Genomic DNA, 15588 nt, shown 5'->3' on the forward strand with positions numbered 1-15588 from the left:
TGGTCCCCCTCATCCTCTCTCCGACCCGCCCTCCCGCCCAAGGGCGGACCCGGCCCCGCCACACACACTTCACGCCGCGGCGGGGGTGATCGGAGCCCCCTCGAAAGCCTGGTAATGTTTCACCTGTCGCCGCGAGGGAAACCCCGCGCGACAGACACCTTGTCCGGGTGGCGGAATGGCAGACGCGCTAGCTTGAGGTGCTAGTGCCCTTTATCGGGCGTGGGGGTTCAAGTCCCCCCTCGGACACCAGCTGAGACCCCACTTCACGTGGGGTCTTTTGCATGTCCGGACCCGGTTCGGCCGCCGTGCCGCCCATCCGCGCATTCCGTCGGAGCGATCGGGAAAATCTCCGAAATCTTTCGAAGCGTCGACAGCTTTCATTGATCTTGCTTGGGTCGTCGCCAGCGACCGCCGCTTCCATGGCAGGCAATTCATCCCTTCTGAACAGGCAAGATGCCGCGCCTCTCCATTGCCGGCCCTTGCGAATGTTTCGTATTAGGCGTCGAAAGTATTGACAGTTGACAGGGTCAGATCAACACTGTTCGCGATTTCACAGCGCTCCACCTCACGAGAACGAGGAGGAAAGACGCACATGACCGACGCATCCGCACATTCGCCGGGCCGCCGCGGCCTTCGCCCGGGGACCTTCCGTCACCTCAGGCTGCTCATCAGCGGTGTCTGCACCATGCTGCTGGTGGCCGTGGCCGCGATGACCCTGCCCGGGACCGCCCGGGCCGACACGGTCGTCACGTCGAACCAGACCGGCACCAACAACGGGTACTACTACTCGTTCTGGACCGACAGCCCCGGAACGGTGTCCATGAACCTGGGCTCCGGCGGCAACTACGGCACCTCCTGGAGCAACACCGGGAACTTCGTCGCCGGCAAGGGCTGGAGCAACGGGGGACGCAGGAGCGTGACCTACTCGGGCACCTTCAACCCGTCCGGCAACGCCTACCTGTCGCTCTACGGATGGACGTCCAACCCGCTCGTCGAGTACTACATCGTCGACAACTGGGGCACCTACCGGCCCACGGGAACGTACAAGGGCACCGTCACCACCGACGGAGGCACGTACGACATCTACAAGACGACGCGGACCAACGCGCCCTCCGTCGAAGGAACCCGCACCTTCGACCAGTACTGGAGCGTCCGGCAGTCGAAGCGCACCGGCGGGACCATCACCACCGGAAACCACTTCGACGCCTGGGCCCGCGCCGGGATGAACCTGGGCAGCTTCAACTACTACATGATCCTCGCCACCGAGGGTTACCAGAGCAGCGGGAACTCCAACATCACCTTGGGTGACGCGGGATCCGGCGGCGGGGGCTCCGGGGGCGGTGGAACCGGCGGCGGGGGCTCCGGCGGGTGCGCGGCGGCCCTGTCCGCGGGACAGCAGTGGAACGACCGCTACAACCTCAACGTCGCCGTCACCGGATCGAGCAACTGGACCGTGACCATGAACGTGCCGTCCCCGGCGAAGATCCTCTCGACCTGGAACATCAGCGCCAGTTATCCGAGCTCCCAGGTCCTGACGGCCAAGCCCAACGGCAGCGGCAACACCTTCGGCGTCACCATCCAGGCCAACGGCAACTGGACCTGGCCCACGGTCTCCTGCAGCGCGAGCTGACCCCCGCCCCCCACACGGCTGAAGGACCACCCCATGAGATTCCGCACGAGACTTCGCACGCGTCCCGGACCGCGGCGCTCGTTACGCTCGCTGGTCACGGGACTGGCCGTCGCGGCGACGGCGGTCGCCGGACCCCTCGCCCTCGGCACCGGAGCGGCGCACGCCGCGACCTGCTCCGGGTACGTCGGACTCACCTTCGACGACGGACCGTCGAGCAGCACGTCGAGCCTGCTCACCGCCCTCAAGCAGAACGGCCTGCGGGCCACGATGTTCAACGAGGGCCAGTACGCGGCCTCCAACCCCGCACAGGTACGGGCCCAGGTCGACGCCGGCATGTGGGTGGGCAACCACAGCTACACCCACCCGCACCTCGTCCAGCAGAGCCAGGCGCAGATCGACTCGGAGATCTCCCGGACCCAGCAGGCCGTCGCCGCCGCCGGGGGCGGGACGCCGAAGCTGTTCCGTCCCCCGTACGGGGAGACCAACGCGACGGTGAAGGCGGTCGAGGCCAAGTACGGTCTGACCGAGATCATCTGGGACGTCGACTCGCAGGACTGGAACGGCGCGAGCACCGACGCGATCGTGCAGGCGGCGGGCCGGCTCACCAACGGGCAGGTCATCCTCATGCACGACTGGCCGGCCAACACGATCGCCGCGATCCCGCGCATCGCGCAGGGTCTGGCCGCCCGCGGCCTGTGCGCCGGGATGATCTCCCCGGCGACCGGCCGCGCCGTGGCCCCCGACGGCGGCACGGGCGGTGGCGGTGGCGGCGGTGGCGGGGGGTGCACCGCGACGCTGTCCGCGGGACAGCAGTGGAGCGACCGGTACAACCTGAACGTCACGGTCACGGGATCGAGCAACTGGACCGTGACCATGAACGTGCCGTCCCCGGCGAAGATCCTCTCGACCTGGAACATCAGCGCCAGTTATCCGAGCTCCCAGGTCCTGACGGCCAAGCCCAACGGCAGCGGCAACACCTTCGGCGTCACCATTCAGACCAACGGCAACTGGACGTGGCCGACGGTCTCCTGCGCCGCGGGCTGACCCGCCGCACCGCACCGAGGAACAGCGCCCCCGGCGCGGCGGCCGCGAGCCGCCGCGCCGCCCTCACGTGCCCGGCGGGGCGAGGGCCCCGGTCCGGCGACCGGGGCCCTCGCTCACCGTGTTCGCGACGTCACGCAAAGATGTGGGGCAGATCTCGTCACGTTGACGTAGCCCCACGTCACAGCGCTGGGGCAAGGGGCCGGACGCCTCCCCCGGAGGAGCCTCGCATCGCTGATCCCCAGGCCCGAAGCTAGCGTCGTACTAAAATTCCAGGCTTGTTCGGAGCTGGACCGGAATATCCCCAGGCGTACCTGGTGGCCCACCGGCTCCCCGGAGCATCCGGGAACAACACGTGAGGACCCGATGGCAGCCCTCCAGCAAAGCCCCGCACTCGCGTTGTCCGACGACGAGGTGCGTGCGGAGTTCGGTGACCAGGCGCGCTTCTCCGCCGCCTCCGCCGCCTCGCCCCGCACGCTCGTCGACATCCTCGACGCCTCCGTACGGGCGTACCCCGACGAGCCCGCCCTCGACGACGGCCGGCGCGCCCTGACCTACCGGGCCCTGGCGGCCGAGGTGGACGCCATGCGGTCGCGGCTGGCGGAGGCCGGGGTCGGTCTCGGCGACCGGGTCGGGGTACGGGTGCCGTCCGGCACGAACGAGCTGTACGTGGCGATCCTCGGTGTCCTCGCGGCCGGGGCCGCCTATGTACCGGTGGACGCCGAGGACCCGGACGAGCGGGCCGAGCTGGTCTTCGGCGAGGCCGGGGTGCGCGCGGTCGTCGGCGCCGGGCACGAGCTGACCGTGCACGGCCGCTCCGAGGTCCCCTCCGGACGGCCGGGCGTCGAGCACGACGCGTGGATCATCTTCACCTCGGGTTCCACCGGCAGGCCCAAGGGCGTGGCCGTGAGCCACCGCAGCGCCGCCGCCTTCGTGGACGCGGAGGCGGGCCTGTTCCTGACCGAGGAGCCGATCGGCCCCGGCGACCGGGTCATGGCGGGCCTGTCCGTCGCCTTCGACGCCTCCTGCGAGGAGATGTGGCTGGCCTGGCGGTACGGGGCCTGTCTGGTGCCCGTGCCGCGCTCGCAGGTGCGCAGCGGCGCCGACCTCGGCCCCTGGCTGGTCGAGCAGGAGATCACCGTCGTCTCCACCGTGCCCACCCTCGCCGCGCTGTGGGAGCCCGAGACCCTGAACGAGGTCCGGCTGCTGATCTTCGGCGGCGAGGCCTGCCCGCCCGAGCTGACCCAGCGCCTGGTGACCGAGGGCCGGGAGGTGTGGAACACGTACGGGCCGACCGAGGCGACCGTGGTGGCCTGCGCCGCGCTGCTGACCGGCGAGGAGCCCATCCGCATCGGGCTGCCGCTGAACGGCTGGGAGCTCGCGGTCGTCGACGAGGCGGGCGAGCCGGTGCCGATGGGCGGCAGCGGCCAGCTGGTGATCGGCGGGGTCGGGCTCGCCCGCTACCTCGACGCGGAGAAGGACGCCGAGAAGTACGCGCCGCTCGAATCGCTGGGCTGGGAGCGGGCGTACCGCAGCGGCGACCTGGTGAAGGCCGAACCCGAGGGGCTGGTCTTCCTCGGCCGGGCGGACGAGCAGATCAAGCTCGGCGGCCGCCGGATCGAGCTCGGCGAGGTGGACGCGGCGCTCCAGGCGCTGCCCGGGGTCGCGGGTGCCGCGGCGGCCGTGCGGACCGCGCGCGGCGGCAACCAGCTGCTCGTCGGCTACGTCGTCACCCAGGACGGCTGGGACCAGGCGGCCGCGGTCGAGAAGCTGCGGGCCGAACTGCCGGCCGCGCTGGTCCCGCTGATCGCCCCGGTCGGGGACCTGCCGACCCGGACGTCCGGCAAGGTCGACCGCAACGCGCTGCCCTGGCCGCTGGAGGGTCTGGAGACCGGCGGCGCCCAGGAGGAGCTGTACGGCACCGAGGCCTGGCTCGCCGAGCAGTGGGGCGAGGTGCTGGGCGTCCCCGTCAGGAGCGCCGGCGACGACTTCTTCGCGATCGGCGGCTCCAGTCTCGCGGCCGCCCAGCTCACCACGCGACTGCGCTCCCGCTACCCGAGCGTCGCCGTGCTCGACGTCTACCAGCAGCCCGTGCTGCGCAAGCTGGCCCGGCATCTGGAGCGGTCCGGCCAGGACGACGGCGCGGAGCGGGTCGTCGCACCGGTCCCGGTGCGCGCCAAGCTGGTCCAGCTGCTCGTACTGGTCCCGCTGTTCGCCCTGCTCGGGCTGCGCTGGACGGTGGCGCTGGCCGCGCTCGGCAACGTGCTGCACCGGTTCGGCCCGTACCCGTGGGCACCGGGCGCCTCGTGGTGGCTGGTGGGCGCGGGCGCGCTCGTCCTCTACAGCCCGCCGGGGCGGCTCGCCGTCGCGGCGGGCGGTGCGCGGCTGCTGCTGCGCGGCGTGAAGGCCGGCCGGTACCCGCGCGGCGGGAGTGTCCATCTGCGGCTGTGGACCGCCGAGCGGCTCGCCGCCTTCAGCGGGGCGACCTCGCTGACCGGGTCCTGGCTGGAGCGGTACGCGCGTGCCCTGGGCGCCCGGATCGGCCAGGACGTGGATCTGCACTCGCTGCCGCCGGTGACCGGCATGCTCAGGATGGGCCGGGGTGCCGCCGTCGAGTCCGAGGTGGACCTGTCGGGGTACTGGCTGGACGGCGACCGGCTGGAGATCGGTCCGGTGAGGGTGGGCGCCGGTGCCGTGGTCGGCACGCGCAGCGTCCTCTTTCCCGGGTCCCGGGTGGGCAAGCGCGCCGAGGTGGCGCCGGGTTCCGCCGTGGCGGGCCAGATCCCGACCGGGCAGCGCTGGGCCGGGGCGCCCGCGGTCAAGCTCGGCAAGGCGAAGCGGGCGTGGCCCAAGGACAGACCGCAGCGCGGCACGTACTGGCGGGTGATGTACGGCGCGACCGGGCTCGGGCTGACCGGGCTGCCGGTGCTGGCCGCCGTCGCGGCGCTGCTCGTGGCCCGGGTGTTCGTGGGCGCGGACGCCGGGCTCGGCGAGGCGCTGCGCGGGGCGGCGGTCGCCCTCGTTCCGGCGACGCTCGCGTTCGGTCTGGCGTACGCGCTGCTGCTCCTGGTCGCGGTGCGGCTGCTGAGCCTCGGGCTGCGCGAGGGCACGCATCCGACGCACAGCCGGATCGGCTGGCAGGCCTGGACGGTCACCCAGCTCATGGACCGTTCCCGGGAGACGCTGTTCCCGCTGTACGCGGGGCTGATCACGCCGGTGTGGCTGCGCCTGCTCGGCATGCGGGTCGGCCGGGGCGCGGAGGTGTCGACCGTGCTCGCGCTGCCGAGCCTGACGACGGTCGGCGACGGCGCGTTCCTCGCCGACGACACGCTGACGGCGCCGTACGAGCTCGGTGGCGGCTGGATGCGCATCGGGCGGGCGGAGATCGGGCGGCGGGCCTTCCTCGGCAACTCCGGGATGACCGCGCCGGGCCGGAGCGTGCCGGACGGCGGTCTGGTCGGTGTGCTGTCGGCGACGCCGAAGAAGGCGAAGAAGGGCAGCTCGTACCTGGGGCTGCCGCCGGTGAAGCTGCCGCGCGCGGCGCAGGGCGGTGACCAGAGCCGTACGTACGAACCGCCGGCCCGGCTGCTGTGGGCGCGGGGGCTGGTGGAGCTGTGCCGGCTGGTGCCGGTGTTCTGCTCGGCGGCCCTGGCCGTGCTGACGGTCGCCGCGCTGTGCGCGCTGGGGCCGTGGGCGTGGGTGTTCTCGGGTGCGGTGCTGCTCGCCGCGGGTGTGCTCGGCTGCCTGGTCTCCGTCGTGGCGAAGTGGCTGCTGGTGGGCCGGCACCGCTGCGGTGAGCATCCGCTGTGGAGCGGTTTCGTGTGGCGCAACGAGCTGGCCGACACGTTCGTGGAGGTCGTGGCCGTGCCGTGGCTGGCGGGCTCGGTTCCCGGCACGCCGCTGATGACGGCGTGGCTGCGGGGGCTCGGCGCCCGGATCGGCAGGGGCGCGTGGGTGGAGAGCTACTGGCTGCCGGAGGCGGACCTCGTGACGCTGGGGGACGCGGCCACGGTCAACCGGGGCTGCGTCCTGCAGACCCACCTCTTCCACGACCGGATCTTGCGGACGGATACTGTGGTCCTCCGTGAGGGCGCCACTCTGGGTCCGGGCGGAATCGTCCTGCCCGGCAGCACCGTCGGGGCCCGTTCCACCCTGGGTCCCGCGTCGCTGGTGATGGCGGCGGAGTCCGTTCCCGACGACACCCGCTGGCTGGGCAACCCGATCGAGGCCTGGCGTTCGTAGCAGAATTGACCTGATCGGACACGAAGGGCGGTACGGCGGCACGTCGAGCACAGGGCAGGGAGCAGTCGCGGCAGTGAGCGTTCAGCAGACAGCGGGACCGGACCCCTATTTCCCGGCCAACGGAGATTCCCGTTACCGGGTGCACCGGTACGAGCTCGCGCTGGACTACCGCCCCGGCCCGAACCGGCTCTCCGGCACCGCGCGGATCAACGCCATAGCGGGCCGTTCCGCGCTGGCCGAGTTCCAGCTGAACCTGGCCGATTTCCGGATCGGCCGGGTCCGGGTCGACGGCAAGGCCCCGCACTACACGCACCGGGGCGGCAGGCTGCGCATCCGTCCGCCGAAGCCGGTGCGGGCCGGTGCCGCGTTCACCGTCGAGGTGCACTGGTCGGGCAATCCCAAGCCGGTGAGCAGCCCCTGGGGCGGGATCGGCTGGGAGGAGCTGGAGGACGGGGCGCTGGTGGCGAGCCAGCCGGTCGGTTCTCCGTCCTGGTACCCGTGCAACGACCGGCCGGCCGACAAGGCCGCGTACCAGATCTCGGTCACCACGCCGTCGGCGTACGCGGTGGTGGCCGGCGGGCGTCTGCTGACACGGACGGCGAAGGCGTCGACGACGACCTGGGTGTACGAGCAGCCCGCGCCGACCTCCAGCTATCTGGTGGGCCTGTCGATCGGCAAGTACCAGACGGTGCTGCTCGGCGACCCGGGCCTCGGGGGCGTGCCGCAGTCCGGGTATCTGCCGGCGCAGCTTCTCCCGGAGTTCTCCCGGGACTTCGCGCGGCAGCCCGCGATGATGGAGCTGTTCCAGGGGCTGTTCGGACCGTATCCGTTCGGCGAGTACGCGGTGGTGGTGACCGAGGAGGAGCTCGACGTCCCGGTCGAGGCGCAGGGTCTCTCGCTGTTCGGCTCCAACCACGTGGACGGGGCGCGGGGTTCGGAGCGGCTGATCGCGCACGAGCTGGCGCACCAGTGGTTCGGCAACAGCGTGACGATCGCGGACTGGCGGCACATCTGGCTGAACGAGGGGCTCGCGAAGTACGCCGAGTGGCTGTGGTCGGAGCGATCCGGCGGACGCCCGGCACATCAGCTCGCCGCCGCCGCGCACCGGAAGCTGGCCGCGCTGCCGCAGGACCTGCTGCTGTCGGACCCGGGCCGCAAGCTGATGTTCGACGACCGGCTCTACGAGCGCGGCGGGCTCGCGGTGCACGCGATCCGGTGCGCGACGGGCGACGAGGCCTTCTTCCGGATGCTGCGCGGCTGGGCGACGCTGCACCGGGGCGGCACGGTCACCACGTCGGTCTTCACCTCGCACGTCTCGCGGTACGCGGCCGAGCCGCTGGACGATCTCTTCACGGCGTGGCTGTACGAGACGGCGCTGCCGCCGCTGCCGGAGCCCGCCGTGCGGCTGCCGGCCCGGCCCTCCCACCCGCCCACGTATCCGGCCCCGAACGCGGACCCGGCCCGGGTCCGGGGAGAATGACGCGATGACCAGCCGTTCCTGTCCTTGTGGGCTCGCCGAGCCGTACGCGCGCTGCTGCGGGCGCTTCCACCGCGGCGAGGCCGCGGCGCCGAGTGCCGAGGCGCTCATGCGGTCGCGTTACTGCGCCTTCGTCGAGGAGGACGAGGGGTACCTCCTGCGCACCTGGCACCCGCGGACGCGGCCGGCCCGGGTGGAGTTCGACCCGGGGATGCGGTGGACGGGCCTGGAGATCCTGGACACGGGTCAGGGTTCGGCGTTCCACACCACGGGGACCGTGACGTTCCGGGCCTCCTGGCGGGGCGGTTCGCTGCACGAGCGGAGCCGGTTCGAGCGGGTGGACGGGGCCTGGGTGTACGTGGACGGGGAGTTCCTGGACTGACCCCGGGGCGGGCCGTCAGGGGGCCAGGACGTCCAGTTCCTGGAGGGCGCCGGCCGTGATCTCGCGGGTGAGCCGCTCGGCGCGCGCCGCGTCGCCCTCACGGACGGCTTCGGCGAGCTGGACGTGCAGGGTGACGGCGGCGGGGTCGGGGTCCTCGAACATGACGTCGTGATGGGTGCGGCCGGACAGGACCTCCGCGACGACGTCTCCGAGGCGGGCGAACATCTCGTTGCCCGACGCCTTGAGGATCACCCGGTGGAAGGCGACGTCGTGGACGAGATACCCCTCCAGCTGGTGCCCGCGTGAGGTGGCGACCATGCCGAGCGCGCACTCGGTGAGCTCCGCGCACTGCTCCGCGGTGGCGTGCCGGGCGGCCAGTCCCGCGGCGACGGGTTCGATCGCCGAGCGCAGGACGGTGAGGGAACGCAGCTGGTGGGGACGGTCGGCGCCGGCCAGCCGCCAGCGGATGACCTGGGGGTCGTAGACGTTCCACTCGGACTTGGGGCGCACCGTCACGCCCACGCGGCGGCGGGACTCGACCAGGTACATGGATTCGAGCACCCGGACGGCCTCGCGCATCACGGAGCGGGACACCTCGAAGCGCTGCGCGAGTTCGTCGGTGCGCAGCACGCTCCCCGGCGGGTAGTCGCCCGCCGTGATCGCCGGTCCGAGGGTTTCCAGTACGTGTCCGTGCAGCCCCCGGCCCCCTGTGGTCATGGGGTCAGCGTACGAGGCCGACGCCGGGAACAAAAAGTCAGACTTATATGTCACACACTCTTGTATTCGTCGTACCTAATGCGTTTCAGTGTCGTCGACATCGGATGTCGACGAAGACAGCGAGAGCGTGATGCAGCACAGTCCCACCCCCCATGTCGTCGTGGTCATGGGCGTCGCAGGCACCGGGAAGACCACCATCGGCCCGTTGCTCGCGGCCCGGCTCGGCGTGCCCTACGCCGAGGGCGACGACTTCCACCCGCGGGCCAACATCGCCAAGATGTCGGCCGGGACGCCGCTGACCGACGAGGACCGGTGGCCGTGGCTGGACGCCATCGGGCACTGGGCGCACGGCCGGGCCGGGCTCGGCGGCGTGGTCAGCAGCTCGGCGCTCAAGCGCGCCTACCGGGACCGGCTGCGGGCGGCGGCGCCCGGGATCGTCTTCGTCCATCTGACCGGCACCCGTGAACTCATCGAGGACCGGATGTCGCACCGCACGGGGCACTTCATGCCCACGGCGCTCCTGGACTCGCAGTTCGCCACGCTCCAGCCGCTGGCGGCGGACGAGGCGGGCGTCGAGGTGGACGTGTCCGGCGAGCCCGCCGAGATCACCGAGCGGGCCGTGGCCGCGCTCGGCGCCCTCGGACCGGACCGGCCGTAGCACCCCGTACGCCAGGGCCCCGCACCCCGCACCCCGGCGGCGCGTACCTGCACCTCACCACTCTGACAACGCTGTCGCCCGGGCGGCGGCGTGCTCCACCTTTCCCACGTCCGTTCCTCAAGCAAGGAAACAACCGTGACCAGACTCAGTGTCGAGATGCTGGCAGCGGACACCGTCGAACCGATCACCTCGGCGGGCCACGCTCGACTGGGCATAGCCGTGCTGCTGGGCATAGCCGTCATCGTCCTGCTCATCACCAGGTTCAAGCTGCACGCCTTCCTCGCCCTGACCATCGGCTCGCTGGCCCTCGGCGCGTTCGCCGGCGCCCCGCTCGACAAGGTCATCGTCAGCTTCACCACCGGACTCGGCTCGACCGTGGCCGGCGTCGGCGTCCTGATCGCCCTCGGCGCGATCCTCGGCAAACTGCTCGCCGACTCGGGCGGCGCCGACCAGATCGTCGACACGATCCTCGCCAGGGCGGGCGGGCGCGCCATGCCGTGGGCGATGGTGCTGATCGCCTCGGTGATCGGCCTGCCGCTGTTCTTCGAGGTCGGCATCGTGCTGCTGATCCCGGTGGTCCTGATGGTCTCCAAGCGCGGCAACTACTCGCTGATGCGCATCGGCATCCCGGCGCTCGCGGGCCTGTCGGTGATGCACGGTCTGATTCCGCCGCACCCCGGCCCGCTGGTCGCGATCGACGCCGTCAAGGCGAACCTCGGCATCACCCTCGCCCTCGGAGTCCTGGTCGCCGTCCCCACGGTGATCGTCGCCGGTCCGGTGTTCTCGCGGTACGCGGCCCGCTGGGTGGACGTCCAGGCCCCCGACCGCATGGTCCCGGCGCGCGCCTCGGAGGACCTGGAGAAGCGTCCGGGCTTCGGCGCGACCCTCGCCACCATGCTGCTCCCGGTGGCGCTGATGCTGGCCAAGGCTCTGGTGGACATCGTCGTCGACGATCCGGCGGACATGACGCAGCGCGTCTTCGACGTCGTCGGAGCGCCGCTGATCGCGCTGCTCGCGGCGGTGATCGTGGGCATGTTCACGCTGGGCCGGGCGGCGGGCTTCACCCGGGACCGCATCGCGGTGACCGTCGAGAAGTCCCTCGCGCCCATCGCCGGCATCCTGCTCATCGTCGGCGCGGGCGGCGGCTTCAAGCAGACGCTGATCGACTCCGGTGTGGGCCGGATGATCCTGGAGATCTCCGAGGACTGGTCGATCCCCGCGCTGCTGCTGGCCTGGCTGATCGCGGTGGCGATCCGGCTCGCGACCGGTTCGGCGACCGTCGCCACCATCTCGGCGGCCGGTCTGGTCGCACCGCTCGCGGCCGGCATGTCGACCACCCACACGTCCCTGCTCGTCCTCGCGATCGGCGCGGGCTCGCTCTTCTTCAGCCATGTCAACGACGCCGGTTTCTGGCTGGTGAAGGAGTACTTCGGCCTGGACGTCGGCCAGACGGTCAAGACCTGGTCCGTCATGGAGACGATCATCTCGGTGGTGGCCGGAGGACTGGTGCTGCTGCTGTCCCTCGTCATCTAGGACCCGTCCGGACGGAGGGGGACGGAAAGCCTCAAGTGCCTTGCGGATCTGCGGTTTTGTTACGATCCATGAAAGATTGATCATGGATGTGACCTGAACGGGGGACCTGATGACGGTGAAGCACAGGGGCAGGCGAGTGGGTGCGGCGGCGGCCGTGGCGGCCTTCGCGGTGTTCGGACTCCAGGGTGTGGCGCAGGCCAACCCGGACGCCCCGAACGTGGGCTACGGCTACCGGAACCACCCGTCCGCGGTCGTGTGTGTGCAGAAGTTCTACAACCACTACCTCGCCGGGCCCGCGCTCATCGCGACGGACGGCAAGTTCGGACGCGAGACCTACGCGGCGACCAGGCGACTGCAGCAATGGGTCAACCAGACGTACAAGGGGCAGTACTCGCTGGACGTCGACGGCGTCGTCGGCAAGAGGACCGGGGACGCCCTCATCGGCATCGCCCGCAAGGACCAGTGGATCGACCCGGTCTTCGTCAACAACTGCGCGGCCGCACTGCCCACCACGCGCTGACCACCGAACCGGTCCGCAGCCGCGAAGCATCGGCTGCGGACCGCTCGCGTGCGTCCGCCTCGCGCGAGACGCCAGGGCCCGGCCTTCACCGGCGCCCGCCCCGGTCTCCGGCGCCGTCCGGTCAGGGCCGCCACAGCGGATGTTCGCGATCGGCCCACTGGCGGCTCACCGATCCCGTGCGCAGGCCCCGCCGGGCCTCCGGGTCGCCCAGCGCCATACCGATGTGGCCCCCGAGGACGATGCCGACGGTGAGGGCCAGCCAGTCGTGGACGAAGGTCGCCGACGTGCGCCACGTCAGCGGGGCGAGGTGGGTGAACCACATCAGCAGGCCGGTGCCCAGCATCACCAGCGTGGCCCCGGAGATCCAGGCCGCGTAGATCTTCTGTCCGGCGTTGAACTTGCCCGCGGGGCGCGAGGCCGGGTCCTTGTCCCGGCGCAGTGCCGCCCGCAGCCACGCCCGGTCGTGCGGGCCGAAGCGGTTCAGGAAGCCCAGGTCGCGGCGGAACGCGCGGGAGACCAGACCCGCCAGGACCGGCAGCGGAAGCGCCACCCCGGCCAGCTCGTGGACACGGACGACGAGTTCGCGGCGGCCGACGAGTTCGGCGAACTGGGGGATGTAGAGGCAGGCCGCGGTGGCCACGCACACACCCATCAGCGCGGCGGTGACCCGGTGCACCCAGTGCTCGGCGCGGGTGAAGCGCCGTACGTGGGAGGAGTGCGCGGACACGGCCGGCGTCTCGTCAGCTCGTGGGTTCATCGTCGCGTCCGTTCGAACGGCCGACCCAGGCGTCGACGTCGTACCCCCGCTTCTCCCAGTACCCGGGACGGACGTCCTCGGTGACCGTGATGCCGGAGAGCCACTTGGCGGATTTGTAGAAGTACATCGGGGCCACGTAGAGGCGGACGGGACCGCCGTGGTTGTGGCCGACGGGCTTGTCCTGCATGCGCAGGGCCACCAGGACGTCCGGGCGGTAGGCCTGCCGCAGGCTGAGGCTCTCCGTGTACGCCCCGTCGAAGCAGGTGAAGCGGATCGCCCCGGCCGAGGGGCGCACTCCGGCGGCGTCGAGGAGGTGCGACAGGCGTACGCCCTCGAAGGGGGTGCTCGGCACCCGCCAGCCGGTGACGCACTGGACGTCGTGCACCAGACGGGTCTGGGGCAGGGCGCGCAGGTCGGCGAGGGTGTAGCTGGTGGGGCGGTCGACCAGGCCGTCGACGGTGAGACGGTAGTCCGTCTCGTTCTTGTGGGGGACGGAGGCGGTCACCGAGTAGTAGCGGAAACCGCCGCCGTTGGGCAGCAGTCCCGTCAGGCCGGTGGGGTCCTTCTGGGAGGCGCCGGCGAGGAAGGCGTCCGTCGCGCGCTGGAGCGCGGGGGCGGTCAGGACGCCGAGGGCGCCGAGCCCGAGCGTGCCGAGCAGCACCCGGCGGCCGATGGGCCTGCCGTGCCCCGCGAACGCCTCGTGTTCCTCGTACTCCTCGCGCTCCGCACGGACTTCGCGGGCCTCATGGGCTCCACGGTCCTCACGGGCTTCGCGGGTTTCATGGGCGTCGTCGTCTTCCGGAGCCCGCGGCTCGGGCCGCTCCGGCTCGCGGGGCTCCGGCCGCTCCCGCTCTCCCGGCCTCGGTCGCTCCGGGTCCGGTCCCCCGGACCTTTCAGTGTTCACCTCTTGATTCGAGCACCCGTGACCCCCAAAAAGCCAGGGGCCGCGGGTGCTCGTCAGCGTTCCGTCATCTCTTCTCACCCACGGTCCGGGGACATCGGCCGCGGAGAGGACGGCGGGGCCGCGTCAGGAGGCGGACTCGGCCGCCTTGTCCAACTGGAACGCCTCGTTGCCGAGGCCGATCCGGGCGTGCGCCTCGGGCTTGCGGGAGCGCAGCACCAGACCCTGGACCAGTCCCACGACCAGCGCGGCCCCGATGACGGCGGGCAGCAGCACGTTCAGGGCGGAGTCGGGGCCCGAGCCGACGAGCACGTCGAAGTCCTTGACCGTGTAGACCGCGATCACGAGCAGGGCGAGGCCCGCGAGCGCGGAGGTGACCAGGCGCCAGGACTGGGCGCGGGCCGCGCCGCGGCGGACGAAGAACACGACGACCGAGAGCGAGGCGGCCGCCATCAGGAGGGTGACGCCGAGCGCTCCCACGTTGCCGAACCAGGTGAAGAGCTGGAGGACGGGCACGGTCGGGTCGCCGGCCGGCTTGTCGTCGGACAGGGCGAAGCCGCCGACCACGACCAGGGAGACGACGGTGTGCAGGAGCGAGCCGGTGCCGGGGGCGCCGCTGGCCTCGGAGGTGCGGCCGAAGGCGCTGGGCAGCAGACCCTCGCGGCCCATGGCGAAGGCGTACCGCGCGACGACGTTGTGGAAGCTGAGCAGGGCCGCGAACATGCCGGTCACGAACAGCACGTGCAGGACGTCGGTGAAGGTGGAGCCGAGCCGTGACTCGGTGAGGAAGAACAGGAGTCCGGCGCTCTGCTTCTGGGACGTGCCCACGATCGCGGAGGGTCCGGTGGCGACGGTGAGCGCCCAGGAGCTGATCGCGAAGAAGACGGCGACGAATCCGATCGCCAGGAACATCACGCGCGGCACGAGGATGTGCGGGCGGCTGGTCTCCTCGGCGTAGACCGGGGCCTGTTCGAAGCCGGTGAAGGCCGCGATGCAGAAGCACAGCGCGGTGCCGACGCCCGCGCCGGAGAGGGTGTCGGGGTTGAACGCGTGCAGCGACAGGCCGGCCTCGGCCGGGTCACCCACGGCGGCGACGTCGAAGACGACGACGAGGGTCACCTCGATGACCAGCAGCACGCCGAGCACCCAGGCGTTGACGTCGATCTTGAGCCAGGCCAGCGCGCCCACGACGAGCACGGCGGCCAGCGCCGGTATCCACCAGACGACCTCGGTGTCGAGGTAGGTGGCGAACAGCCCGGAGACCTCGAAGCCGAAGAGGCCGTAGATGCCGACCTGGAGCGCGCTGTAGGCGACGAGGGCGACCGCGGCGGCGCCCGCTCCGGGGGTGCCGCCGAGTCCGCGCGAGATGTACGCGTAGAAGGCGCCCGCGTTGTGGACGTGCCGGCTCATCTCGGCGTACCCGATGCTGAAGAGCACGAGGACGACGCCGAGGATGACGAAGAGCAGCGGCTGCCCGACGATGCCCATCACCGCGAATGTGGTGGGCATGACACCCGCGACCACCATGAGCGGGGCGGTCGCCGCGAGGACGGACAGCAGCAGGCCCGCCGTGCCCAGCCGGCCGGCGCGCAGGGCCCGGTCCTGCCCCTTGAACGTGCTGATGCCGGCGCCGTCGGCGTCCGGTCTTCCCGTGCTCGACGTACTCGGTGTGCTCGAACTGCCCGTCGTCATCGCGGGGTCGTCCTTTCGGATGTCGGTCTTCGGGGGCG

12 protein-coding genes and 1 tRNA gene are annotated in these 15588 nt (G+C 71.5%); 9 read left to right on the plus strand and 4 right to left on the minus strand.

All coding sequences use genetic code 11. The annotated features are described in order from the left end of the window. Nucleotides 1-161 precede the first annotated feature (161 nt). The 6 genes from ACICHK_RS09785 to ACICHK_RS09810 all read left to right on the plus strand — a co-directional run bounded on the left by ACICHK_RS09785 (nt 162) and on the right by ACICHK_RS09810 (nt 8772). Nucleotides 162-249, plus strand: a tRNA-Leu gene (locus ACICHK_RS09785). A 343-nt stretch (nt 250-592) separates the two neighbouring features. After that, nucleotides 593-1630 carry a glycoside hydrolase family 11 protein gene (locus ACICHK_RS09790; protein ID WP_406836594.1) on the plus strand — a complete coding sequence of 346 codons (1038 nt, stop codon included), beginning with the start codon at nt 593-595 and terminating at the stop codon, nt 1628-1630. Nucleotides 1631-1663: 33 nt separating this feature from the next. Further along, on the plus strand, nt 1664-2674 hold the full coding sequence (locus tag ACICHK_RS09795; protein WP_406836595.1) for a polysaccharide deacetylase family protein: 1011 nt from the start codon (nt 1664-1666) through the stop codon (nt 2672-2674). Nucleotides 2675-3037: 363 nt separating this feature from the next. Beyond that, entirely contained in the window at nt 3038-6913 is a 3876-nt protein-coding gene (locus tag ACICHK_RS09800) for a Pls/PosA family non-ribosomal peptide synthetase (protein ID WP_406836596.1), read from the plus strand. 73 nt (nt 6914-6986) lie between these two features. Continuing rightward, a complete protein-coding gene (locus tag ACICHK_RS09805) occupies nt 6987-8393 on the plus strand; it encodes a M1 family metallopeptidase (protein WP_406836597.1) in 1407 nt (468 codons plus the stop codon). 4 nt (nt 8394-8397) lie between these two features. Next, nucleotides 8398-8772, plus strand: coding sequence for a YchJ family protein (locus ACICHK_RS09810; protein ID WP_151468312.1), 375 nt, complete (start codon nt 8398-8400; stop codon nt 8770-8772). Between the two features lie 15 nt (nt 8773-8787). On the opposite strand, the gene ACICHK_RS09815 is transcribed toward ACICHK_RS09810, so the two are convergent. Next, a complete protein-coding gene (locus tag ACICHK_RS09815) occupies nt 8788-9489 on the minus strand; it encodes a FadR/GntR family transcriptional regulator (RefSeq protein ID WP_151468311.1) in 702 nt (233 codons plus the stop codon). Between the two features lie 130 nt (nt 9490-9619). Here ACICHK_RS09815 and ACICHK_RS09820 point away from each other — a divergent pair, with 130 nt between their 5' ends. From ACICHK_RS09820 to ACICHK_RS09830, 3 genes are all read left to right on the plus strand, one after another. Further along, nucleotides 9620-10147 (plus strand): gluconokinase, encoded by a 528-nt coding sequence (locus tag ACICHK_RS09820; protein WP_151468568.1) that lies wholly within the window; start codon nt 9620-9622, stop codon nt 10145-10147. A gap of 135 nt (nt 10148-10282) precedes the next feature. After that, nucleotides 10283-11680, plus strand: coding sequence for a GntP family permease (locus tag ACICHK_RS09825; protein ID WP_406836598.1), 1398 nt, complete (start codon nt 10283-10285; stop codon nt 11678-11680). Between the two features lie 109 nt (nt 11681-11789). Then, the gene (locus ACICHK_RS09830; RefSeq protein ID WP_406836599.1) at nt 11790-12200 is read left to right on the plus strand and encodes a peptidoglycan-binding protein; all 411 of its coding nucleotides are present in this window, start codon (nt 11790-11792) and stop codon (nt 12198-12200) included. Between the two features lie 121 nt (nt 12201-12321). Here ACICHK_RS09830 and ACICHK_RS09835 read toward each other — a convergent pair whose 3' ends face one another. The 3 genes from ACICHK_RS09835 to ACICHK_RS09845 all read right to left on the minus strand — a co-directional run bounded on the left by ACICHK_RS09835 (nt 12322) and on the right by ACICHK_RS09845 (nt 15550). Further along, nucleotides 12322-12957, minus strand: a complete 636-nt coding sequence (locus ACICHK_RS09835; RefSeq protein WP_406836600.1) for a cytochrome b/b6 domain-containing protein — start codon at nt 12955-12957, stop codon at nt 12322-12324. Beyond that, the gene (locus tag ACICHK_RS09840) at nt 12941-13630 is read right to left on the minus strand and encodes a molybdopterin-dependent oxidoreductase (RefSeq protein ID WP_151468567.1); all 690 of its coding nucleotides are present in this window, start codon (nt 13628-13630) and stop codon (nt 12941-12943) included. Before ACICHK_RS09840 ends, ACICHK_RS09835 begins: the two co-directional genes overlap by 17 nt. Nucleotides 13631-13984: 354 nt before the next feature. Continuing rightward, the gene (locus ACICHK_RS09845; RefSeq protein ID WP_406836601.1) at nt 13985-15550 is read right to left on the minus strand and encodes an APC family permease; all 1566 of its coding nucleotides are present in this window, start codon (nt 15548-15550) and stop codon (nt 13985-13987) included. Nucleotides 15551-15588 lie beyond the last annotated feature (38 nt).

Source organism: Streptomyces sp. AHU1 (genome assembly GCF_045343905.1).
GTDB classification, from domain to species: Bacteria; Actinomycetota; Actinomycetes; order Streptomycetales; family Streptomycetaceae; genus Streptomyces; species Streptomyces triticiradicis.

Bases quoted from the DNA above. Each gene is read 5' to 3' on its own strand.
- ACICHK_RS09790 (WP_406836594.1), top strand. From the start codon at position 593: ATGACCGACGCATCCGCACATTCGCCGGGCCGCCGCGGCCTTCGCCCG.
- ACICHK_RS09810 (WP_151468312.1), top strand. From the start codon at position 8,398: ATGACCAGCCGTTCCTGTCCTTGTGGGCTCGCCGAGCCGTACGCGCGC.
- ACICHK_RS09800 (WP_406836596.1), top strand. From the start codon at position 3,038: ATGGCAGCCCTCCAGCAAAGCCCCGCACTCGCGTTGTCCGACGACGAG.
- ACICHK_RS09795 (WP_406836595.1), top strand. From the start codon at position 1,664: ATGAGATTCCGCACGAGACTTCGCACGCGTCCCGGACCGCGGCGCTCG.
- ACICHK_RS09835 (WP_406836600.1), bottom strand. From the start codon at position 12,957: ATGAACCCACGAGCTGACGAGACGCCGGCCGTGTCCGCGCACTCCTCC.
- ACICHK_RS09815 (WP_151468311.1), bottom strand. From the start codon at position 9,489: ATGACCACAGGGGGCCGGGGGCTGCACGGACACGTACTGGAAACCCTC.
- ACICHK_RS09830 (WP_406836599.1), top strand. From the start codon at position 11,790: ATGACGGTGAAGCACAGGGGCAGGCGAGTGGGTGCGGCGGCGGCCGTG.
- ACICHK_RS09820 (WP_151468568.1), top strand. From the start codon at position 9,620: ATGCAGCACAGTCCCACCCCCCATGTCGTCGTGGTCATGGGCGTCGCA.
- ACICHK_RS09845 (WP_406836601.1), bottom strand. From the start codon at position 15,550: ATGACGACGGGCAGTTCGAGCACACCGAGTACGTCGAGCACGGGAAGA.